The 23,456-nt window shown below is 45.4% G+C and carries 16 protein-coding genes and 1 pseudogene; 2 read left to right on the top strand and 15 right to left on the bottom strand.

The genetic code is table 11. The features are described 5' to 3' along the window. Together ACWA6V_RS02130 and ACWA6V_RS02125 are read left to right on the top strand one after the other, a co-directional pair. On the top strand, positions 1-252 hold a 252-nt coding region (locus ACWA6V_RS02130), incomplete at its 5' end, for an OmpA family protein (protein WP_449520959.1). A 60-nt stretch (positions 253-312) separates the two neighbouring features. Beyond that, the gene (locus ACWA6V_RS02125; protein ID WP_449520958.1) at positions 313-624 is read left to right on the top strand and encodes a BON domain-containing protein; all 312 of its coding nucleotides are present in this window, start codon (positions 313-315) and stop codon (positions 622-624) included. Between the two features lie 150 nt (positions 625-774). Here ACWA6V_RS02125 and ACWA6V_RS02120 read toward each other — a convergent pair whose 3' ends face one another. The 15 genes and pseudogenes from ACWA6V_RS02120 to ACWA6V_RS02050 form a co-directional block, all read right to left on the bottom strand. Then, positions 775-2,424 carry a carbohydrate-binding protein gene (locus ACWA6V_RS02120; protein ID WP_449520957.1) on the bottom strand — a complete coding sequence of 550 codons (1,650 nt, stop codon included), beginning with the start codon at positions 2,422-2,424 and terminating at the stop codon, positions 775-777. A gap of 639 nt (positions 2,425-3,063) precedes the next feature. Continuing rightward, positions 3,064-4,077 carry a cupin-like domain-containing protein gene (locus ACWA6V_RS02115; RefSeq protein ID WP_449520956.1) on the bottom strand — a complete coding sequence of 338 codons (1,014 nt, stop codon included), beginning with the start codon at positions 4,075-4,077 and terminating at the stop codon, positions 3,064-3,066. Next, on the bottom strand, positions 4,074-5,096 hold the full coding sequence (locus ACWA6V_RS02110; protein ID WP_449520955.1) for a cupin-like domain-containing protein: 1,023 nt from the start codon (positions 5,094-5,096) through the stop codon (positions 4,074-4,076). Before ACWA6V_RS02110 ends, ACWA6V_RS02115 begins: the two co-directional genes overlap by 4 nt. 33 nt (positions 5,097-5,129) lie before the next feature. Next, the gene (locus ACWA6V_RS02105) at positions 5,130-6,671 is read right to left on the bottom strand and encodes a tryptophan halogenase family protein (protein WP_449520954.1); all 1,542 of its coding nucleotides are present in this window, start codon (positions 6,669-6,671) and stop codon (positions 5,130-5,132) included. A gap of 139 nt (positions 6,672-6,810) precedes the next feature. Then, on the bottom strand, positions 6,811-9,984 hold the full coding sequence (locus ACWA6V_RS02100) for a TonB-dependent receptor (RefSeq protein ID WP_449520953.1): 3,174 nt from the start codon (positions 9,982-9,984) through the stop codon (positions 6,811-6,813). 383 nt (positions 9,985-10,367) lie between these two features. Next, on the bottom strand, positions 10,368-11,963 hold the full coding sequence (locus ACWA6V_RS02095; protein ID WP_449520952.1) for a tryptophan 7-halogenase: 1,596 nt from the start codon (positions 11,961-11,963) through the stop codon (positions 10,368-10,370). Then, a complete protein-coding gene (locus ACWA6V_RS02090) occupies positions 11,963-13,519 on the bottom strand; it encodes a tryptophan halogenase family protein (protein ID WP_449520951.1) in 1,557 nt (518 codons plus the stop codon). Before ACWA6V_RS02090 ends, ACWA6V_RS02095 begins: the two co-directional genes overlap by 1 nt. Next, positions 13,519-14,811 carry a glycosyl hydrolase family 18 protein gene (locus ACWA6V_RS02085; RefSeq protein WP_449520950.1) on the bottom strand — a complete coding sequence of 431 codons (1,293 nt, stop codon included), beginning with the start codon at positions 14,809-14,811 and terminating at the stop codon, positions 13,519-13,521. Before ACWA6V_RS02085 ends, ACWA6V_RS02090 begins: the two co-directional genes overlap by 1 nt. 137 nt (positions 14,812-14,948) lie before the next feature. Then, a complete protein-coding gene (locus ACWA6V_RS02080) occupies positions 14,949-16,109 on the bottom strand; it encodes a helix-turn-helix domain-containing protein (protein WP_449520949.1) in 1,161 nt (386 codons plus the stop codon). A gap of 287 nt (positions 16,110-16,396) precedes the next feature. Continuing rightward, positions 16,397-18,742: a beta-N-acetylhexosaminidase gene (locus ACWA6V_RS02075; RefSeq protein ID WP_449520948.1), complete on the bottom strand. Its 2,346-nt coding sequence runs from the start codon at positions 18,740-18,742 to the stop codon at positions 16,397-16,399. Between the two features lie 86 nt (positions 18,743-18,828). After that, positions 18,829-19,218 carry a RidA family protein gene (locus tag ACWA6V_RS02070; protein ID WP_062061751.1) on the bottom strand — a complete coding sequence of 130 codons (390 nt, stop codon included), beginning with the start codon at positions 19,216-19,218 and terminating at the stop codon, positions 18,829-18,831. A gap of 246 nt (positions 19,219-19,464) precedes the next feature. Beyond that, the gene (locus tag ACWA6V_RS02065; RefSeq protein WP_449520947.1) at positions 19,465-20,922 is read right to left on the bottom strand and encodes an N-acyl-D-amino-acid deacylase family protein; all 1,458 of its coding nucleotides are present in this window, start codon (positions 20,920-20,922) and stop codon (positions 19,465-19,467) included. 63 nt (positions 20,923-20,985) lie between these two features. Beyond that, positions 20,986-21,858 carry a MurR/RpiR family transcriptional regulator gene (locus ACWA6V_RS02060; RefSeq protein WP_449520946.1) on the bottom strand — a complete coding sequence of 291 codons (873 nt, stop codon included), beginning with the start codon at positions 21,856-21,858 and terminating at the stop codon, positions 20,986-20,988. A gap of 18 nt (positions 21,859-21,876) precedes the next feature. Continuing rightward, positions 21,877-23,232 carry a GntP family permease gene (locus ACWA6V_RS02055; RefSeq protein WP_449520945.1) on the bottom strand — a complete coding sequence of 452 codons (1,356 nt, stop codon included), beginning with the start codon at positions 23,230-23,232 and terminating at the stop codon, positions 21,877-21,879. A gap of 9 nt (positions 23,233-23,241) precedes the next feature. Beyond that, positions 23,242-23,456: pseudogene (locus tag ACWA6V_RS02050) on the bottom strand (amino acid deaminase); the annotation flags it as partial.

The raw sequence follows: 23,456 nt of genomic DNA, 5'->3' as shown, positions 1-23,456 counted from the left end.
CGCTCACTGGTTATTGAAGGCCACACCGACAGCGTCGGCAGTGAAAGTTATAACCAAGTGCTTTCGCAAAATCGCGCTGATTCAGTTAAAGCTTTTTTGCTTAATCAGGGCGTTGCGTCGAATCGTATAACCGCTTTTGGCAAAGGCGAAAGTTCGCCGGTCGCCAGTAACGATTCTTCTTCCGGTAGACAAATGAATCGCCGCGTTGAAGTCATTATTGCCACTCCTGGCCAAACAAGTGCCGGTCAATAAATGTGGCATAAGTCTTTGAAAAACGTGTTTTACATTTTATTCATTCAAAGGAATCTAACTATGAAAACCTATAGTCATTATTTTACCGCTGTTCTCCTGTCCTTTTTTGTTTTGCTGGCTGGCTGTTCTTCAACATCAACAGAAAAAAGTACCGGTGAATATATCGACGATGCCGTGATTACTACCAAAGTGAAAGCAGCATTCGTTGAAGACGATGATTTGAAAGCAACTGAAATCCAGGTCGAAACCTTCAAAGGCGTAGTGCAGCTTAGCGGCTTTGTCGCCAATGCATCGCACGTTAGCAAAGCCAGCAGGGTAGCCCGAGAAGTAAAAGGTGTTCAATCAGTTAAGAATGATATCCGGGTGAAGTGATGGCGCTCGTTAAAACATCGAACAAAAGGGCTGCAATTGCAGCCCTTTTAATTCTCTCAATTATTTTTAACTATTCCAAAAAAAAAGCGGATCTAACAAGATCCGCAAAGTCCGGGGAGAAAACAGAGGAAAACCGATAAGGCAATTTAATTACAATTTGGTAAATCTGATCCAGTTAAGATTCCAACCGCCCTGGGGCGCAAAAATTCCTACACTGTAAGTACCCGCACTAATCGACACGTTGTGCGAGACCGTAGTCCAGGTTTGCCAACCGCCAGTTGCAGGAATATTCACTTGCCCCAATTGAATCGCACCGGCATTTAAATCGAGTGATACACGTGAACCGCTTACACTCGCTACACGATATTCCACTTTATAAGTGCCACTGGTGGGGAAATTAATATTCGCGTGCGCCATCCAATCATTTGCATCGATCCAACCGACGTTTTGGCCACCACCCGTGTCAGTTGTAGTTTCAAGTTGCACACCGCTCATCGCGGTATAGGCTTCCGCTTGAAGCAAACGGGTGAACGCAGCAGTTGATGAACTTGAAGATGATGTTGCGCCACATGCCGATGCCGCAATTGGTTCCCAGAAATAGGTGCTCACATTGGGGATGTAACCCGGGTTAGCGTATTCAGCGATGTAATAACCGCCTTGATAAGTCACTTTATCGCCCACTGCATAATTTTGGCCGCTAACCCACACCGGGCAACTGGTTGAAGTTGATGAACTTGAGCCGCCACCATTACCAATTTGGCTGTGGATTGCAGCGAGCAAACTATTTGCACCGGCAATATCTTGTGACAACTCCCAAATCATCACACCCGAACCTTCTTGCAGCGCGAGTTGGGTTTTACTGCGAATGGTGGGAATACCGTTGTAGGTAATGTAGCTGCAGCCAGCGCAGCGAGTACCGATCACATCCGCCTGCGCAGCACCCGCACCAAATTGACTGACGATGGAATTAAAATCGTACGCAGCCGCGTAACCATTAAATCCGTAACCGTAGAAAGGAACACCTAACACCATTTTTTGTTTGGTTAGGCCACGCGCTTTCCAGATATTAATATCCGACACCGCCATCGAATAAGGTGAGTGTTCAACACCCGCTGGGCCCCAACCTGGGCCAATCGCGTCGTAGGACATGATATTTACAAAATCAAAATACGGCAGCGATGAGGTGGGCACCATACCGCCAACATAAGAGGCAGTCGCCGAGGTTAATAATTTTCCGGCTGGCAAACCATTGCGCAAGGCTTGAATGAACGGTGTGTAGTTTCCGGCGTTATCGATATTAGTGAGCACTACGCCTTCGATATCAATATCCAACCCATCGAGATTAAACGTACTCACAAATTGCAACAGATTATTGACGATGGTTGCACGATTGGCTGGTTGTAATAGTGTTTGCCAATTGCCCGAGCAAGGCGGCAAAACACCACCCGCTACCGACACCAATACTTTCACACCTGCCTGGTGAGCTTTGTTGACGACATAATTAATATCACTCGCACTCGCCCCTTCCATACACACCGGATTGCCACCGCTAGTGACTGCACCGCTGGCATTGGGGTTTAAGAATGACAAATTGAGATGCGTAAGCTTGCTCAGATCAGTGCGATCAATCACCGCTGGCATATTTTTGTACGACGGAATGTATCCGACAACTTTCGTTTGCGCTTGGGCATTAGTGGAAAAACTTGCCAGAGCGATCAGCCCCAAGCTTGCACAAAGCCATTGCCGAACTGCCGTTGGGATAACCCCCGATCTATGATTGGTTTGATGACGTGCGCGCATTTGCGATTAACCTCTTTACGTTATTAGTGGTGAGCGACCGATTAAAACCTCTGCGAAATAAAATCATCACCGCAGCAAACTAGCACCCGCCAAAAACACCCGCAACACACTCATAACAACAGACCTAAACTCACACCCAAAAGCCATAAAGTCACACTTTGCACACTAAAGTGGGATTTATTGTGAAGATTAATGAAACGAACGAGTAAACAGCGGGTTCTGTTAAGCAAACGAACCACTTTGGACAATAAAAGAGTGGGATGAAATAACGCGACATGGATCACTATTTAAATGACAAGTAATTTCCGCTGGATTCGCCGGCAAAAAAAAGCCAGAACTGGGTTCTGGCAAGTCACGGGAAACACATCTTCAACAAAAAATAAATTTAAGCACCTTGCTAACGAATAAAAAGAAGAAATAGAAACATCAGCAGCAAAACCGCGTTAACAACATGAAAAGTTGTAAAAAAGCTACCTTTTTGAATCGTTAGATCAATCATAGAAGTTGAATAGGAGTTAAAGCCTGCAAAACCTTGATTATCAAGTTAACACTGACCAAAGGTGCCGGCAATAACGTTTTTAGGAGGAGACGAAAGTCGAACTTTTTATAAAAATATCGAACTTCCAAGTCAAAGAGATGCTAACGCTGCATTCGGGAATGCAAATAACTGCGGATAAACTGATATAGCTCCGGTGTCATTTCACCTAATACACCATGCATTTCTTTTGGTATATGCTGCAATGGATGACCATTTTTACGAAACACATAGTGATCAAAAAAATGAGCCCAAGCATTTCGCTCTTTTGGGGGTAGATAACTGATCGTCAATATTCCATGAATGAGCGCAGCATATGGATTTTCTGCTCCTGGGGCAGAGTTGTTCCACCAGTAATTTACCAAAAAATTAAATTTATCCAATGCCTGAACCCCATGCCACCACAATGAAGGGATAAATATGGCATCCCCCGGTTCCAATTCTGCAACCATAGCATGCTCAAGAGCTTCTTTATAACGCGGATATTTTTCTAAATCAGGGTCAATCAAAGACACTAAACTCATTGGTTGCCCTGCAGGAGTAACATCGATTGGCCCAACATAAAGATTTTCTATTTGATCAGGCGGAAACAAAGTAAAACGTCGGCGCCCGGCTACGACTATCGCGATGTTGTCAGACAGATCAAAATGAGGCTGAACAATAGTTTGGTTACCAATCCATAAACGAGGCGCAATACTGGTTTCGATATAACTACAAATATTCTCTTGCATCATTCCAGGGAGGCACGACTCAGCCAAAGTAGACCCCATGTAAAAAGTTGGAGGAGACGCATCCTGCATATGATTAATAATCCTGGCTATGCAGTGATCAAAGGGAAGTTGGGCACGATGAAAATTGAAACTATGGAGATTTGACTGGTAGTTAAAATGCCCCTCAACTTCAGGAGGAGAAACAAATACGTCTACACGTTTTGCTTGATTAAATCGCATTAGATAGCGCACCAACTCCTGCAAAGATACAGAAGATGACCTAACCAGCGGCCAGCTAGAAAAACCACCGCGAATCACGACAGGCTCATATGCCGGCAAAATTTCTTGTTTAAATTCCGCCTGAGTCAGACCATATCTTTCAGGTATTTTTGCTATTTTTTGCATCATTTTTTTGCCTGAATACCCATCAATGAATAAAGATAACGACGGATATCATCATGATTTTTTGATGTCATAGTTCCTAACACGCCTCGAGCCTCCAACGGAATATGTGCAACAGGATCTCCATTTCCCCTAAAAACATAATGATTAAAAAAATGTCTCCACGCCATACGTTCCTTTTCAGGTAAAGCACTGAGCGTTAAAACAGAATGAAGAAGCGCATCTTGTGGTGAATTAACACCCACTCCTGAGTTACTCCAATAATTAATTAATAAATTAAACTTATCCAATGCTTCAACGTTGTGCCACCACAAAGACGGGATATATATCGCATCACCCGGCTCAAGCTCTGCAACCATTGCCGAGCTCATAGCCTCATGGAATTTGGGATACTTTTCATAATCGGGGTTGTTTACAGAGACCAAGCTAATAGATTGTCCAGCGGGAGTTGAATCAATTGGGCCAACATAAAGATTGGAAAGTTGCTCTGGGGGGAAAAGTGTAAAGCGCCGATGCCCCGCCACTACACAAGCAATATTGTCGGGATAATCAAAATGAGGCTGAATAATAGTTGCATTACCCATCCACAATCTAGGTAACAACTTCGCATCAACAAGATGGCAACAATTTTCCTGCATCAACCCGGGTGCACAATCATGAATGCTTGCAGACCCCATGTATACTGAGGGAGGATCCTCGTTATCCATAATAGACAGCAATCTATCCAAACAAGCCTCGAAAGGCTCATGGAGGCGTGAAAAGTTAAGCTGGCGAGAACCGTTCTGATAAGAAAAATTACCCTCAATAGCCGGTTCCCCCAGAAACACCTCCACCGGTGCCGATGAATTAAACTGCCTCAGATAATCAGCCAAATCTGCAATAGATCGATTCCCATGAATAACAATCGGCCAGTGCCTAAATATGCCCTTTAATACTGCAGGCTGATAAAGCGGGATAATTTCATTATGGAATTTTGCAGTATCGACCTGATGCCACTCAGGGATCTTTTTTACTGTCTTTGACATTAATAATCCCCACCATATTCAATATTCACATTATCATTTTATCAAAATATTATTTTTTTGAGACGAACAAAAATGCTTAACAAAATCCCAATGATCAGGCATTGCTGAAACAGAATTCGCGATAGCTACTTTTAGGTCATTAACCATACGCTGAAGATCAGCATCATCTAACGCATCAACCAGGGGATTATAATCAGATGCGTTCATTCCCTGCCCTTGCATCACCGCAATCCAGCTTTCCTCCGTAAAAAGCTCATTGTTGTCCCTGAAAATTCGCCCATTATTTTCAAATAAAGCCATTTTATTTCTTAAACTTTCGTTGACCGGCATATTTTTGCAGTGCCGCCAAAATTCCGAGTCATCGCGCTGCGTTGCCTTATAGTGCAGCAACACAAAATCTCTGATTAACAATAAATCATCTTGAAGTTTTTCATTGTATTTATCAATATCAACTTGATTAAACCCTGAAGTTGGAAAACATTCAAATAAAGTGGCTATACTCTTTTGTATCAAATGAATACTGGTTGATTCTAAGGGCTCAATAAAACCGCTGGACAACCCTATAGCAACACAATTTTTGTTCCAGAACTTACGCCGCATGCCGGTTTTAAACCGAATTATTTTTGGTTCCGTAATAGGCTCACCATCAATATTTTCAAGAAGCGTTTTTTTTGCAACATCATCATCCATAAATCGACTGGCATATACATGACCATTTCCCGTCCGTTCTTGTAATGGAATACGCCATTGCCATCCCGCCGTATGCGCGGTAGCTCTGGTAAAGGGCGGTGGCGGAGCCATATTTTTGCTTTGTACAGCAATTGCACTGTCACATAAAAGCAGATGGCTCCAATCCTCATAACCTGTTTTTAATGCTTCCTCAATTAATATCCCTCTAAAACCACTACAATCTATGTACAAATCAGCGTCAACGGTCTCGCCATTTTTTAATAATAACGACTCAATAAAACCATCAGACGTACGTAGATTAACACTGATAATTTTATTTTCTATCCGCACAACACCCAAAGCTTCAGCATAGGCACGCAAGTTTCTCGCATACAAGCTCGCATCAAAGTGATATGCGTATTTAATTTGTGAAAGTGGTGAATTAGATGATGCTATTGGATGCATGAATTTATTCTGCAATGCCGCTTGCGCAGTAATTGAGAATTCCCCAACACTAGCTGATTTACCTTGGCGATTTAGCTTTAACCAATAATTATAAAAATGGAGCAAACCTATATTTATGCCATATGCGCCAAACGAATGCATGTAGCGCTCACCAAGCCGCCCCCAATTAACAAATTCGATCCCAACTTTAAATGTCGCTTGCGTCTTTCGCATGAAATCAGCTTCATCTATACCTAATAATTTGTTCAATGCCAAAATACTAGGTATGGTAGCTTCCCCCACACCGACAGTGCCTATTTCCTCGGATTCAATTACTTGAATCTGATAGTTTTTCAATCCAAGTACTTTTGCAAATACCGCAGCCGTCATCCATCCTGCCGTCCCACCACCAACGATTGCAATTTTCCTAAATCGATTTGGGGTTTCGTTACACTGAACCATGACAGCCTCATCAGAAAATTTGCATTAAATGTGTAAGTAGAATATCGAACAAAAAAATAAGATGAATAAATTTATAGCCTATTAATAAAAAATGCGCCGTATAACGGCGCATTTTTTACAGCCAGTAAATCACCGCTTACTAGAAAGAACCCTTCAAACTGATAGCAAAACGTTGGTCAGTAGTAAAGTTAAGCGATTCTTTTTTCAACCCTTCCTGATTAATCTGCGCAAGCGTTTCAGTTTCAGTATCCAGCAAGTTGCTAGCTTCAAAACCTACTTTCCAGTTTTCATTGATCGCATAGAAAACACTTGCGTCAAGATAACCGGCTGCTTTGGCATAGATAGGCGCGAATTCATTGGAGTCACGACGAGTGACGAGATAATCCGAACGCCAGGTGTACGCCAAACGCGCAGATACATCTGCATACTCGAACATACCGATGATGTTGTAGTTTTCATCGGAATAGCCAGGTAACGCCAAATCGGTAAACGCACGGAAGCTGTTGCGTCCATCATTGATCGGATTGCCTTGTGAGTCGAAGCGCACCCCACCCAGACCACTTTCCATATCATTTAGATCGCTTTGATCCAGATAAGTGTAGTTAAGCTGCAAACCGAGTCCACTCCAAATTCCAGGAAGGAAATCATAGAACTGGGAATAAGCAATTTCATAACCAGTAATGCTGCCCTTACCGTCATTTGCCGGGCCAGAGAAGCTAACAGTTTCAGTTGCTCCGGTTTCAATATTGCTTACTGGCGCAAGGAAACTCCGCTCACGGAATAAATTATCAATTGACTTATGGAACATTGCCAATGTTACGGAACCAGCCTTCGCGAAATACCATTCAGTACTCAAATCGAGATTTGTAGCTTCTTCTGGCTCAAGGAACGGGTTGCGGGCAATACCATTAATCTCAACGCCGATCACATCAACAATGGGGTTGTTTGGCCCTGCTGGCTGATCAGGGAATTGACGCACATTAGTCGATGCCATACTCACAATGCGTGAGTTGCGTGTCTGATCCAGAGTTGGCATGTACAGCGCATTGGATGCACCGAAACGCATGATTACGTCATCGGTAATACTCAAAGCAACGTTCAAGCTAGGCAACACGGTATCGTAGTCTGTGCCATCAACAGTTTGCAGCTGGCCAGTTTGCGATGTCAGTGCAGCTAAATTTGGATATTTGGCATTGAACACTGCTGCAGCTTCAGCGCTTACCGGCGCAGGCAACACTAAATAACCCGATGACTCAAGTTGATAACTGACGTAGCGCAAGCCCACATTGGCCTTGACTGGCATTGACAAGTCTTCCCATGCGAAATCTGCGCGAACATAAGCTTCAACACGCTCTTCTGTAGTTGAGGTTACATCGTGCGGCGCGAATACACTCAGCGGTGAACGATTACCCAAATCACCGCTGGCCAAGAAGCATTCCGGGCTATCTTGCGATGCGCTATCTGCAGCATTACCACCGTTGGGTGCATTGTTCCAACCTTCTTCACAACTACGGCGAGCGGTGCCGATAAAATCAATGACATTGCTCATTTTCGCGAAAATAAATTGATCTTGACCCGCTACAACACCACCCTTGTAGAAATCACTGAAATCTACTGTTTCAAACTCTTCTGGAATTGTTAGTGGAGATGCTGAGTTTATGTCGCTGTCCACCCATCCACGATTTATTGCACCCCAGTTAGAGTACTCGGTATCACGTACAATCAACTCTTTTTCTGAGTAGTAAACACCGGAACTAACACTCTTCCAGGCGCCATCCAACTCATATTGAACGTCGAGCGCAAAGCTATCCGCTTCTGCTTCGTTAAATGACTCTTGATCCAAGGCAGTTGCATAGAACATGTCGTGTCTTGGTGAACCCCATACGTCAGTAATACCAGGGTTAGTGAACTTGGGACTCAAGAATTCAATTTTTGGAGTATCGGACGTTAAATCAAGATAAGCGTCCGCCGGTGCAACACCATTGGTAGCATTGGTAATAAAACGTGAGTTGTGTCCATAGTTATGAACAATTTGATCCGATTGGATGTGCTGATAATCCAACTCAATAGTCAATCGATCTGTTGGGGTCAACTTCACGTTGAGGGAGGAATCCTCTACGGTGTTTTCAGTGTAGTTCCAACGGCTTGAAGTAGACAGAGGGAGTTCTGCGTTAGGACGCATAATGCCAGTTTGGAAATATCCATCGTTATCAATTGTGACAGGTCTATCGGCATTCGGGACGAGAATCGCACCAAAGCGGGTTGACTGTGCAAAGCCTTGACCTTGTGTACCTATCACGCGCTCGCGCCATTCCAGAGATGCTTCTGAATTGATGTGTTCGAGTGTAGCCACAACCGTTTCATCGGTATTTTGCCACTGCAAAGATGTAGTAAAACCAGTGCGCTCACGATCATTTTCCGCTGTTCTCAGAGAGAATTGCCCTGGAATGTAATTGATTGTGCCCGCCGCTTGACCTGGTAGAGCCGGACCATCAAGTGGCGATGATGGGTCAATACCAACAAGACCACCCCATTGGTCATAAACACCAATAAAAGCATCGCCACGCGTGTAATAGTTGGCAACACCAACACCATCACCACGCGATTTGAATTCAGAAGCTGAGCCACTGATCAAAAAGCCGAATTCACCCGCACCGGTTTCCCAACGAGTACTAAACAAACCTGAGAAACTAGGAGAAAACTCCTCCCTAAAATCACCATAACTACCTTTAGCGGTAAATGCTGACATAGTGCCATCGTTATCAAACGGCTTACGCGTTACCAGATTAACAGTACCTGCAACACCGCCTGCGATCAAATCTGCAGTTTGGTTTTTAACAACCTCTACAGAGCTCAATAATTCAGGAGAGAAGTCTTCATAGTTCAAACCACCGTAAGGGTTAGCACTGAACGAATCACGACCATTGACCTCACTACGTACGCGATCCAAACCGCGAACCAATACACCAGTACCTTCGTCGGCAAAATGGTTAGGATCTTCCGAAGCAGCAAAACGTTCGATAGTTACGCCTGGAACACGTTGCAATGCTTCAGTAACTGATTTATCCGGCAATGCGCCGATATCGGATGCAGTGATTACATCTTTTACAGTATCCGCATTACGCTTTAATTCTTGTGCGGTATCAAGACTGCTGCGCATACCCGTAACAACAACCTCTTCCAGATTTTCATCAGCAGGTTTGTTGTCTTGCGCAAACGTTGGCACACTCAGCGCAACGATTGATACAGCAAGCAACGATTTTTTGAATCGTTTGCCCGACATTTCTGTCATGTTGTTTTTACTTGTAAACATATCCAACCCCTTAGTTGTTTTCTCTCGTATTAAACCCACGGAAACGTATAGTTGGAGATTGCTATACGCATCTAATTGAACACTCCATTTACTTCTTGACTGCAAAACATACGTTTTTTACATTTTTTGCCAAAGCTAAAAAGCGAAAAAAGCGTTTACTACTTAAAACATAAAACGGAGTAGCGTCCGAATTTAACACCCACATTTTTGTGATTCTATACACAATGAAAAATCGAACTATTAATTACCAAAAGTCGAACTTTTCACTTAAAACCACTTAAAAATGTGGAGGCACTCACAAAAGCTGACACTTGAATAATCCAACAACATTCTCGCAACAACCCAGCCAATGTTCTTAACATCATGCGTTATGGTTCGCATGACTAATTACTATTTGCCGCAGATTTAATATCGCTTTCCGCAGTTAATTTCTGTTTGTACAAATACGCAGATTGTGTAGGCATAGCCTCAGCTGCGCTGCGCATCATTTTTTTCATTTTTTCCAGTTGCTGTTCAATCCACTGTGCATCCATAGAGTGGATCAGCGGGTCATAGCGCTGCGGCCAAAAACCATTGCCCAGCAATAAGGATGTCCATACACCGGAAGAAAATGTTTCACCTTCATAAAAAGCTACAAGACCGCGCTTCTTAAACAAATCCAGTTTATGCAACAACCTGTCGGACAAGGTTGCACGTGCAAGCTGCTGCCAATATGCAGTGTCTTGCGTTGCAGCAAGTTGATAATGTAAGGTATGAAAATCTTCGATGTGATCGTATTCGAGATTGGTGAGGCGGTTATATTCTGTCGCATTAAAATCGGCCGCCACCTGCGCGGGGAACAAACTAATAAAACGCAGTATTGCACTTTGCACCAGATGTAATTTTCCTGCGCCTAAAACATCAAGATTGCCTGCAGACGCGCCAATCGCAACACAGTTTTTGTGCCAAAATTTTTCGCGCCTACCGATACTGAGCGGCTTTGCCAGTGCATCTTCCGCTGCTCCTATCACCGCACGTGCTTGCTCTGCACTGGTGAAGCCGGAGTGATAAAAATACTGCTTTTCAGTGTGCGTTTGGCTGGATAAATTTTGTATCCAGCCCGCAGCTCCCGTAAGCAATTCGCGATGGGATGGAATTAATTGCGCTTGGGATATTGGTTGCACATGATTGATAACATGGGTTACCGGCAATTGGCCACTGAGTGATTGCCATTCCACATGTAAAGCTTTGCCAACAACATTTCCCTGAGTGCCAGTGCAATCAATATAAAAATCGGCGGCGACCAGCCCGTCACTGCCGACCCATTGCGACGCTACTGGAGTATTCGCAAGAGCGCCGTGAATGTGATTGAGCGTAATTGACTCAATATAGCCATCGCTATTGAGCTTCAATGTGCTGGCCTCTGCAATCACATGAGCAACACCAGATTGCATTGCGCGTTCGCGTAAATAGTTGGAGTAAGCAAAAGTATTTAAAGTTAAGCCATAACTGAGCGTGGAAAAAAGTGATGTTTCTTGTGCAGAGGGATGGCAAAAACGCCCGGCTTTTGCGGCCACAGCTGCCAATGAATAATCATCATAATTAACTGGCTTACCCTGCAGATAGTGGCCGATTGCATACTGCGGAAATTCGATCCGGTTAAGCATAAAACCGTGATCGCTAAAGGGCATAAAATATTGCTGTTGTTGATCGGCCCATGCATTAAATTGCGTGGCTAATAAAAAACTGGCGCCCGTGCGGGCGACCAACTCTTTCTCAGTCACACCAAGCCAGTGATGAAATGCGACGCAGGCTGGCATTGTAGCTTCGCAGTGCAAATCTGTTTCGGTTTGCTGCGCGTTATCGATCAACACAATGTCAACACCCATCCCACGCAGGCCATTGGCCAAGGCAGCGGCCACGGTCCAGCCGGTCATACCACCACCTAAAATAGCGATGCGCTTGATCGGTGTGCGTTGAAAATCAGTGGAGTTAATCATTATGAAAATACTCCATACAAACTCATGGCAGCAGGCGGCCAGGATTTTTCTGAAGTGTCGCCATGGCAATAACGTTTGATGCTCTCTGCATGACCGGGCATAGCGCGCACACCGGCAATAATGGTGTCGCGCATTGCATGCAATTGCTGTTGCAATTGTGCCGGCTCCTGAGCATTAACGAGAGGATGATATGTTTTAGGGAAAATTCCCTGCCCCATATAAACCGCCACCCAACTCGGCTCTAAAAACATGCCGCGTTTATAGCGCTCTACATGCCCCTGCTCACGAAACAAATCCATTTTGTAAGCGAGGCTCTGCGGAATCTCCATGGTGCGGCAATAATTCCAGAATGCCGAATCATCGCGTGCGGTAGCATGATAATGGAGGATAAGAAAATCGCGGATGCGCTCATATTCGTTAGCCATATCGCGGTTGAACTCATCAGTATTAGCCGCCTCCATATCTGCATAAGGAAAAAATTCCACCAATTTCATAATCGCCACCTGGATTAAATAAATACTGGTGGATTCCAACGGCTCTAAAAAGCCACTGGAGAGGCCTATAGCAATACAATTTTTATTCCAGCACTTAACGCGGCGGCCGGTTTTAAAACGCAAATAATTTAGATTGGCTAATGGTTCACCATCCAAATTAGTTAACAAGCTATTTGCGACTTCGTCATCGCTAATATATTTGCTCGAATAAACCTGACCATTACCGGTGCGGCTTTGCAGCGGAATGCGCCACTGCCAACCCGCTGTACGCGCGATCGCTTTGGTATACGGCAGAGGTTCTCGCGTTTTAGTGGAAGGCACAGCGATGGCGCGATCGCATGGGAGCCAGTGGCTCCAATCTTCAAATCCGGTTTTTAAGGTTTCATTGATCAGCAGGCCGCGAAAACCGGAGCAATCGATAAACAAATCGCCTGCGAGTATTTCACCCGAGGCAAGCTGCACCGAGTGAATAAATCCACTGTCAGGGTGTTGATTGACCTGGTTAATTTTTCCCTCAATACGTTTAACACCGCGCGCAATACTATAGTCGCGCAAAAAACCGGCATAGAGTGATGCATCGATATGAAAGGCGTAGCTGTATTTGGAGAACAGTGAACGAGGATCAGCCGCTGGATAAGCAAATTTTTCTGCCGCTGCGGCGACAACTCCAACGGAATAATCGCTGATCGAACCCGCGTCACCCAGTTGTTGCAACTTTAACCAATAATGATGAAAGCTGATGTCATTGCGCGATTGCCCATAAACACCAAAGGGATGGATATAGGCATCGCCCAACTTTCCCCAATTGGAAAACTCAATGCCCAACTTGTAAGTGGCATTGGTTTTTTTCATAAATTCATTTTCATCAATGCCTAGCACTTCGTTGAAATAACGAATGTGCGGCACAGTAGCTTCACCAACTCCCACTGTGCCTATCGCATCTGATTCTACTAACGTGATCTGGTATTGTTGCGGATGCAAAAATTTTGCGAGCGCTGCCGCCGTCATCCAACCGGAAGTGCCGCCACCCACAATAACCAGATTACGCAAGCAGTTCATCATTAGGCCTTCTTACCGATGTGTACAAATGAAGATACTTGCAGGGAAAGCACCAACAAAGACAGCAACACAATCTCCAACAAACCTGTGCTACCACCACCAGATGATTTGTTGTCGCTCACCGCTGGTGATGATGAAGCCGCAACCGATGAAGCTACAGGTGCAACAGAAGATACGGCAACTGAACTTGCAACTGCAGTTACAGATGATGAGCTGCTGGATGATGATTGATTGATTTCATCATCAATCACTTTTAATAAACTGTTAGCGCCCGCCGCATCTTGCGACAATTCCCAAATCATGATGCCCGAGCCATGCTCCAGTCCGAGTTGGGTTTTGGCTTTAATAGTTGCCGCGCCGTTGTAGGTGATGTAATTGCAACCGGCACAGGCATTGCCAATTAAATCTTTAGTCGCTGCGTCTGCGCCAAATTCAGCGAGAATACTGGCGTAGGTGTAATCGGATTTATAAGTACCAAATCCATAACCATAAAAAGGGACGCCCAACACTAATTGCTCTTTGGTAAGGCCACGGTTTTTCCACAAATTCACATGATCAACCGCCATTGAATAAGGCGAATGCTGTGCTCCCGCGGGCCCCCAACTTGGGCCGATCGCGTCATAGGACATGATGTTGACGAAATCAAAATAGGGAATGGATGAAACAGGAATCATGCCGCCAACATAGGATGCTGTCGCACAGGTCAGCAATTTATTCCGTGCAACCAATTGCGCAGAAAGTGCCTGGATAAAAGGCGTGTAATTTCCCGCGTTATCGATATTGGTGAGTAGCCAACCTTCGATATCCACATCGATACCGTCCAAACCAAACTCTTCCATAAAGGCAATCAGGTTATCGACCAATGCTTGGCGATTAGCCGGTTGCAATAATGTCTCCCAATTGCCTGAGCATGCGGGAATCACGCCGCCCGCAACCGATGCCAACACTTTCACGCCCGCCGCTTGGGCCTTGTTGATGACATAGCGCACTTCGGCAGCACTGACATTGCCGCCCGCCCTACCAGGCATACAGGTCATAACACCGTTATCGACTAACTTGCCTTGCGCATTGGGGTTGGTGAACGACAAATTAATATGAGTCAGTTTGCTTAAATCGGTTTTGTCGATTGCCGCTTTCATATCGGTAAAGCTGGCGATATAGCCAATCACCTTGGTTTCTGCTGCAACACTGCTGGCCCACAAATTAATTGAGCACATACAGAACATAAAAATGCTGGACACAAACGCCATGCGTCGCGCTATCACAATAATTGAGTGTTTGATGATGTCTTTCACAGTTAGCTCCACCGCTTAACTCATTACACCTATTTGTAATGAAGCTGAAATTAGTAACAGCCCCATCAAAACCCGCGCTACAGGCAACCCCAAACTAAAACCTGAACTACCAAAAGTATTACCTTGTCACCGCTGCATTAATGCAAATGCTGCTGCCGGTAATGGCTCGGTGTTACACCTACGGTTTTCTTAAACGCCTGGTTAAAGACCGATTTACTATTGAAACCGCAACTTTTCATAATTTCGCTGATCGGCTTTTGGCGCAATTCAGAATCGGCCAAACGCTTTTTGGCTTCCGCGACGCGGTAGGTACCAATCAACTCAAAAAAATTCATATGCATCTGGTTGTTGATGGTGCAAGACAGCAACTTGGGCGAAACATTTAATTTAATCGCCAACCGCTCAACCGTAATGTGCGGCTCCAGATACGGTTTATTCTGCTCCATAAAATCCGTCAGTTTTTCCACCAACTGTTGCTGCGGTTCTTCCGGCAGCGGCTCAGGCGCGATGGTGTGCTCGATCTGGATATCGGAAAAACCATTGGAGTTTTTCAGCAAATACACCACCAACACACTCATATAAATGAGATAGAAGTGACTTTCAAACTCACCCAAAAACTCTGCGCTTAACAAATTGATGAAACGGGTATCAACCAGTGTCAGCAAGGTCCAGCAATTAATCGCGAAAAAGCCAATCACTAATAATTTCAACCATTGCAAATCTACCTTGTTCAGCACGCAGTGATGCGCACGCAAATGGTGAATGTATTGATGCAGTTGATACGCGCACAGCAAACTGTATGAAAACAAGGCCAAGCGCTGCGCCCAGATCAAACCTTCGAAGTAGGGATCGCCAGTCACATGGGACCAGTCGTGCACATACTGCAATTTTTGCTCGGTTGGGAGCTGGTGAAAAATTTGATAAATATAGATCGGGTAGCAAACCGCCGGGATCAAATGCAAAGCATCGCGTTTGGTTAATGCAAAATCGCGAAAAATTGCCGCGCGCGTAAACCAGAACAACAAAGGCCCCTGCAGAAAAAACGCAAATCCGAACAGAAAGAAAAAATTAGCCGATACCAACGACAAGGTATCGCGCACGTTAATGTTCCAATAGACCAGCGTATCGAAAGTACGCAATGCGCCCAGGAAAAAAAACAGCGCCAATAACTGCCAATAAACTTGTTTGATGCGCCCCTGCTGTTGGGTAAAAAACAACAGGCACGCGAGAACTAATGCAAGAAACCCGCTGAATAACAGCGAAATATCGTTGATATTAAACAGTGCTACTTCAACCATATCAGTCTACCGATAGCGCAGGTCATCATAGATAACGTATTTATATTTAACGCAGTTGTAATCTATCCCCGTGCCGCTTGCTCCGATAACCCTCATCCTGGTTATCGCTTTCTTGAGTCCCGCGTTAAGCACCACATCCTGGGGTTATTACGTCTGCGCACCTTAATTTATTGTTCGTCACCTGAGCCAAAAGTTCGAGCTTTTGGCTCCACCAACTTACATCCAGCAGGACAACGTTGTCAATCCCATTTACAATTTTCCCGACCAACGCAATACATTGATCAGGATTATGTAAACGAATTCAGGATTTTTTCCAACGAAGTGGCTACTGCAACCACCAATTCCTGATCCAACATTTTTGCTTGCTGGATCAATTCCATCACCTTTTTGCGCTCACTTTGCATAAGCACGCTTGTTTTTACGCGTGCATCAAGCAAGTCCAGGCAAGTGCGAGCCACCAAATCAACTTTGTTCGCCAGCGACGTCCATTCAGGATGCAATTCCAACAGCGGCTGTAGCTGCACACGATTAGCAGCCCACTGCTCCAACTCTGCACGAAGCGCATAATAATCAGCATTTTCCTGCGGATTTTTCAGCCACTTGTCCAAACGTTGGTTGAACTGGCGCAGATACTCATTCTCTGCGGGCAATGCGTCTACTAATCGATTTAGTGGATCAGCTTTGGAATAGGTTTCGTAAGCCGATTTTTCATGTTGACGATGGTAGTAATGCGCAGGCTCCAACATGTCAGCAAATAATTTCACTGGTGTTATTTCATTTTTACCAGCCAACTTTTTCAATGCAGTGAGTTGCTGCTGGCGATGCAATAAACCAATTGACTTCTCTGCCCAGGATTCAACCGAATTCACCCGCACATACATACTATTTTCATCTTGCAAATCCCGCGCCGACCAGAGCCTTTCGGCAACAATAAATGCACGCGGCCATAAACGCAGGTCAATACTCTGTTCATCGGCAATCTCAGCCCAAAGTGCAGCCTCGCCACCCAGTATTAATGCCTCTTGTTCTGCACTTAAATGTGCCACTGACTCAGTTTTGGGTAACTGTTTTTGTGCATAAACCGCTGTTGTTTTTTTCTCATTCTGTAAAGAAAAGTTAGCGCTGATTTTTTCACCGCTAATGGCATAAGGCGTGTTTCCCACAATCGCATTACCGTGAATTTTATTTGCACTAAAATTCACACGAAACTCGACCGGACCCATCCAGGTATCCAAAGAAAATACCGCATTTTCTTTCGCATAATGTTTTAGCAAAACATCACGACGGGATTTTCCAGTGAAATCAATAAAGGCTTGCCGGATATTTTTATCATCACCGATAAAGCTAAATGTACCTGTTACGGGTTTGCCACGCTTACGTGGCATTTCAAAACGCCAACTATGAATTGTTTCGTCACTCGAAATGTTTTCGATCACTACTGGTTTGGGCGGTATAGGATCATTGCGATAGTGATAGGCTCCTGTTTGCGCCTGATCAAGATAATAACCCGTTGATAATATGGATTGAAAACCATGACTTACCGCATCGCTTACCCCGTCTGGCCCGCGCCATGAGTGAATAACAATGTCTTTAGGCAAATCTTTGTGCTGGATTTCGTCCCAACCAATCATTTTTCGCTGATATTTCTGCAAAACTTTCTGCAAGCGCTGATTAAAATAGGCTTGCAGAGCGCGATGATCTTTTAGACCTTGCGCTTTCATAAACGACTGAATATCTGGATTGGTATTCCAATGCTCAGGATCAACTTCGTCGCCCCCGATATGCACATACTCAAATGGGAATAGTTCTGTTACCTCAGCAATGATTGCATCGGCAAACTCATACACCTTTTCATTGGCAGGATTCAACGTAGGCTTGTGTACGCCCCAGCGATATTCCATCGCATAAGGACCGGGAGCCGACATCAATTCCGGATATGCCACAGCAATTGCACTGGCGTGACCGGGCATATCAATTTCCGGCAGCACTTGAATTCCGCGCGCGCGCGCATAGGCAACTACATCGCGAATTTGTTTGCGTGTGTAATATTCGCCATCAGATGCCAATTTGTGCAATTTGGGATATTTTTTTGACTCAAGACGCCAACCTTGATCATCAGTCAAATGCCAATGAAAGATGTTGTATTTTGCAGCAGCCATAGCATCTATCTGGCGCTTAATAGTGGTAACAGAAAAGAAGTGCCTGGAGGTATCCAATAATAATCCACGCCATTTAAAACGGGGATGGTCACTTATACTGACCACAGGTAATGATATTTTTTGATCTGTACCGATTAGTTGCAACAGGGTTTCCAATCCGCGTTGCGCCCCCACCAATTGTTTGGCAGTTAATTCAATTTTCGCAGCAGTGATATTGAGCTGATAGGATTCATCCCAGTCAGCGATATAGTTTGAGAGCAGTTGTACATCCTCAACGCGAATAATCAATTGCGCTTTACTAACCACTGTTTTTTTCAAGCGGAGCGTCTGGCCGGTTTGCCGTTGAATCCGTTCGCGCAATTCTTTTACGAGATGATTTGTTGCAGAAGATTTTTTGCCTTCTATTGCAAAATTTACCGTTTCACTTAATACCAATTGCCCCTGCTGACGCTCTACCGTTTGTGGGTAGGGCATCAATAGCAATTGCTCCGTTTGGGCATTTACCCAAACAGAACAAAATAAACAGGTTATTAGCAATAAGTATTTAGTCATAAGATTTTTTAAGGTTTTTTGTAAGCCACGCAATCCACTTCTACTTTGCAATCCACTACCATGCTGGATACAACGCAAGCACGTGCGGGTGGATTAGCCCCGAAATATTCCATAAAGACGCGGTTGAACGACATAAAATCGCGCGGGTCATCAAGCCATACGCCGCAGCGCACAACATCTTCAGGGCCGTAACCGGCTTCCGCCAAAATGGCGAGTACGTTTTTAATAGTTTGGTGCGATTGCGCAACAATACCGCCGTCGATAATTTCGCCGTTAACCATTGGCACCTGGCCGGATACAAACAACCAACCATCAGCACCCGCTGCGCGTGCAAATGGCAAATGCTGCCCACCGGTACCTTTACCACCTTCAACACCGTAACGTTTTATTTCTGACATTTTTCTAAACTCATTTGATAAGTGCCATGGATGAACTCCGTCATTCATTCGGAGACACGCCGTTAATACCCTACGGGGCCTGCCCGCAATAAATTGCGGTCGTTTCGTGCACGCAAAGCATGCTTTGCTTAATGTGCACTACACCCATGTAGGCTCGGGCACAGCATCCATGCTGCGCACGGTCTCCGAACAAATGCCGGAATTCATCCTGCTAGCCAGTTGCACGATTCACTTGATAAAAAACAATCAATAAAATCCAACGCGCAAATCACGTTGTCTTACTAAAAATTTTCCCGCGCGTATTCCGGTTACTGTTTTTTGTGCGTAACTCAAAACACCATTTACCCAAACGGCTTCAATGCCTTCCGCCAATTGTTGCGGCTGGGTAAATGTGGCGGCGTCTTTCACTTTTACCGGGTCAAACAAAACCAAATCAGCGGCAGCACCCACTGCGATGCGGCCGCGATCATCCAAACCAAAACGATCCGCTGACATACGTGTCATTTTGCGGATCGCTTCGGGCAAACTAAAAAGTTTTAAATCACGACTGTAATGACCAAGCACCCGTGGAAATGCGCCCCATAAACGCGGATGCGGCAGCGGATCGACCGGCAATCCATCGGAACCCACCATCGTCAGTGGATGTGCCAGAATTTTTTGCACATCGGCTTCGCTCATACCGTGATAAACAGCACCAGCAGGCTGCAATTTTTTTGCAGCCTCAAGCAAACTCAAATCCCAGTCACTAGCGATATCCGCTAATTTTTTTCCGCCCTGCTCCGGGTGTGACTCGCTCCAGGTAATCACGATATCGAAATCACTAGTTACCTGCTGCAAATCCAGAGTGGATGAACTGGCACTGTAGGGATAACAATCGCAACCCACGGGATGAGTTTTCGCAGTTACTTCCAATTTTTTTAATATTTCGCCACTGCGGCCCCAGTTGCCTGCGCCTGCACATTTTAAATGCGACACAATAATGGGCGCTTTGGCATGCTCACCAATTTCAAAAGCCTCATCGAGCGCAGCAATAATTTCATCAAATTCGGTACGCAAATGCGTGGTATAAACAGCACCGGTTTCATTGAGTACTTCTGCTAATAATTTCACCTCTTCAGTGCTACTCGCGATGGCTGAACCATAGGCCAATCCAGACGATAAACCCAGAGCACCTTCTGTTAATGAATCACGTAGTTGCACACGCATTAATTCAATTTCAGATTGAGTCGCAACGCGGTCCAAACGATCCATATGATTATTGCGCAGCGCCGTATGGCCGATTAATGCGGCAACATTCACCGCTGGTTGAGCTTGGTTTACTGCATTCTTGTAACTGGCAAAATCGGCATAGCTAAAATCTTCCGGTGCACCAAGCAAATTCATTGGATCAGGAAGATCACCAGTCAATGTCACCGGGCTTGCGCTGATTCCGCAATTGCCCACAATTACCGTGGTAATACCCTGTGAAATTTTGGGTAACATTTGCGGGGCATGGATTACCTGCAAATCGTCGTGGGTGTGCACGTCGATAAAACCGGGAGCCAATACCAACCCTTGCGCATCGCGCACAGCCATGGCGTCCGCCGCCGACAAATCGCCTATTGCTGCGATAGCGCCATTATGGGTGGCAAGATCAGCGCTATATGCTGGTTCACCAGTGCCATCAATAATCTGCGCATTGCGAATAATCAGATCGAACTTCACCCACTGCTCCCAATCACGTTTTTAAAAAACGTTTTCTCCAGTAATCCCAACCAAACACATTCATTAATCACCGAGTGGCAATCGGTTATCGCCGCCGCGATATTCATCCAGTGCGAATTTCACCCGGCGCAACAATTCCTTGCTTTCATTTTTGCGCGCGAGCGCCAATTCAGTAGCAAGAATATCGATCGCCAATAACATGCCGTAACGCGATGCCGATGGTTTGTAAATAAAATCGGTTTCTTCAGTGACCACCGGCAGAACAATATTGGCCTTGCTCGCCAGCGGTGAATTATTGGAAGTGAGCACGATAATCTGTGCACCGTATTCGCGTGCGATATCAGCGACTTCTAATAATTCTGGCGTTACACCAGTGACCGATAACAACACCAACACATCTTGTTCAGTCAGGGTTGCGGCCAACATGCGCAGCAAAACCGGATCGTGGTAGGCAGTCACTGCTTTACCTAAGCGTGCAATACGGAACTGCACTTCATCGGCCAGCATGGTTGAACCGCCACCCATACCACCGATATAAATCAAGCGCGCGGAATTTAATAATCCAGCCGCTGCGCGGAAATCTTCTTCAACAAAACGCGCGAGATTTGCACGCAGGGTCGATTCCACGTCGCTGCAAATTTGTGTGTAAAACGCACTCTCCTCTACCGCAGGCACCTCTGATAAAAAGCGGGTTCCTACTGCACTGGCTTGCGCCAGTTTTAATTTCAGATCGCGAATGTCTTCACAGCCAACCGCTTTGGCAAAACGCGAAATGGTTGCGATGCTCACTGCAGCCTTTACCGCCAACTGATCAATACTGGCTGAAGCGGCAAAAGCGATATCTTCCAAAATTGCATCGGCAATTTTTTGCTCAGTCACGGAAAGACGATCCCGACTGGCGCGCATGTGGTACACAATATCGAACAGAGCCGTCATAGCGTTTCCCAAATCTATTTAGATAAATGCTGCGATCAATGACACAAAGCCAAGCGCAACAACGGAAATAATCGTTTCTAAGACCGTCCAGGTTTTTAACGTCTGGGTCACGGTCATATTGAAATATTCTTTGATTAACCAGAAGCCGCCGTCGTTGACGTGCGACAAAATCAGTGAGCCAGCGCCGGTGGCGATAACTAATAGTTCCGGATGCGGATAACCGGCAGCCAAGGCAATGGGCGCAACAATTCCCGCTGCGGTACTCATTGCCACAGTTGCAGAACCGGTTGCGATGCGCATTAATGCCGCCACTAACCAACCCATCATCAGTGGTGTTAATGCCATATCGGAAGAGATAGACACAATTTCTTTAGCAATACCCGCTTCCACTAAAATGCGATTCAACCCACCACCTGCACCGACTAGCAAGGTGATGCCGGCTGTTGGAGCAAGACAGTCATGGCTGAATTTTAAAATTGAATCGCGATTAAATCCGCGTGCAATACCGAGCGTGTAAAAACTCACAAGTGTTGCAATCAATAAGGCAACAACGGAGTTGCCAATAAATAATAAAAAGTCATTCAGTGCGGTGCCGGGCGTAGCGATCAAATTTGCCCAACCACCTAACAACATCAAAAATACTGGCAATAAAATGGTCGCAAGCGTAATACCAAAACCCGGCAATTGGCGCTCGCCATCGGCATGGATAAATTGTTCTTCCAATGGATTAATGGCAGGCAGTTGAATACGCGGTGCAATCCATTTTGCAAAAATTGGCCCGGCAATAATCGCCGTAGGAATTCCCACTAACAATGCATAGGAAATTGTGCGTCCAACGTTTGCTTGATATTCACCTACCGCAATCATCGCTGCAGGATGCGGTGGCACCAGACCATGAACAACGGATAAACCCGCCACCATCGGTAACCCAACCAACAACATGGAGGTACCAGTGCGGCGTGCAACGTTAAACGCGATCGGAATTAATAAAACAAAACCGACTTCGAAAAAAATCGGGAAGCCTACAAGGAAGGCGATAAACACCATCGCCCAGTGCACATTTTTTTCGCCGAACCAACGAATCATAGTGCGCGCGATTTGTTCAGCACCACCCGACTCGGCCATCATTTTTCCGAGCATGGTGCCGAGCGCAACAACTAGCGCAATATGGCCGAGGGTTTTACCTACACCGGCTTCATACACAAACACCACATCTTTAGCGGGAATACCGGCCATCAAACCCAGACCGAGTGACACCAACGTCAGCGTAATAAACGGGTTGAGGCGGTAGCGGGCAATCAACAACACCAGCGCGATAATGCTGATGGCGGCGTAAACAAGTAACCAATGGCCGGGGCTCAATGCGAATTCCATAACCGCCCCTTAGAAGAAGGTTTCCACGGCATCAATCACCGTGTAGTTATCATCGACCACCAACAGCTGCCGCCACTTATCAAAGGTCAGACAGGGGTGGGAAATATCCAGCGCGAGCATATCGCCCACTTGCAGATCTGCATCCACAGCAACCTTCATAAACGCGTGCTGATCCATCATCGCCGTGAGCTGCCAATCGGCGTGCGCAGCGATAGGAGCTTCTG

Source organism: Cellvibrio sp. (genome assembly GCF_053579595.1).
The sequence above is the reverse complement of the archived record's forward strand: the minus strand, read 5'-3'. Positions and strand labels throughout refer to the sequence as shown.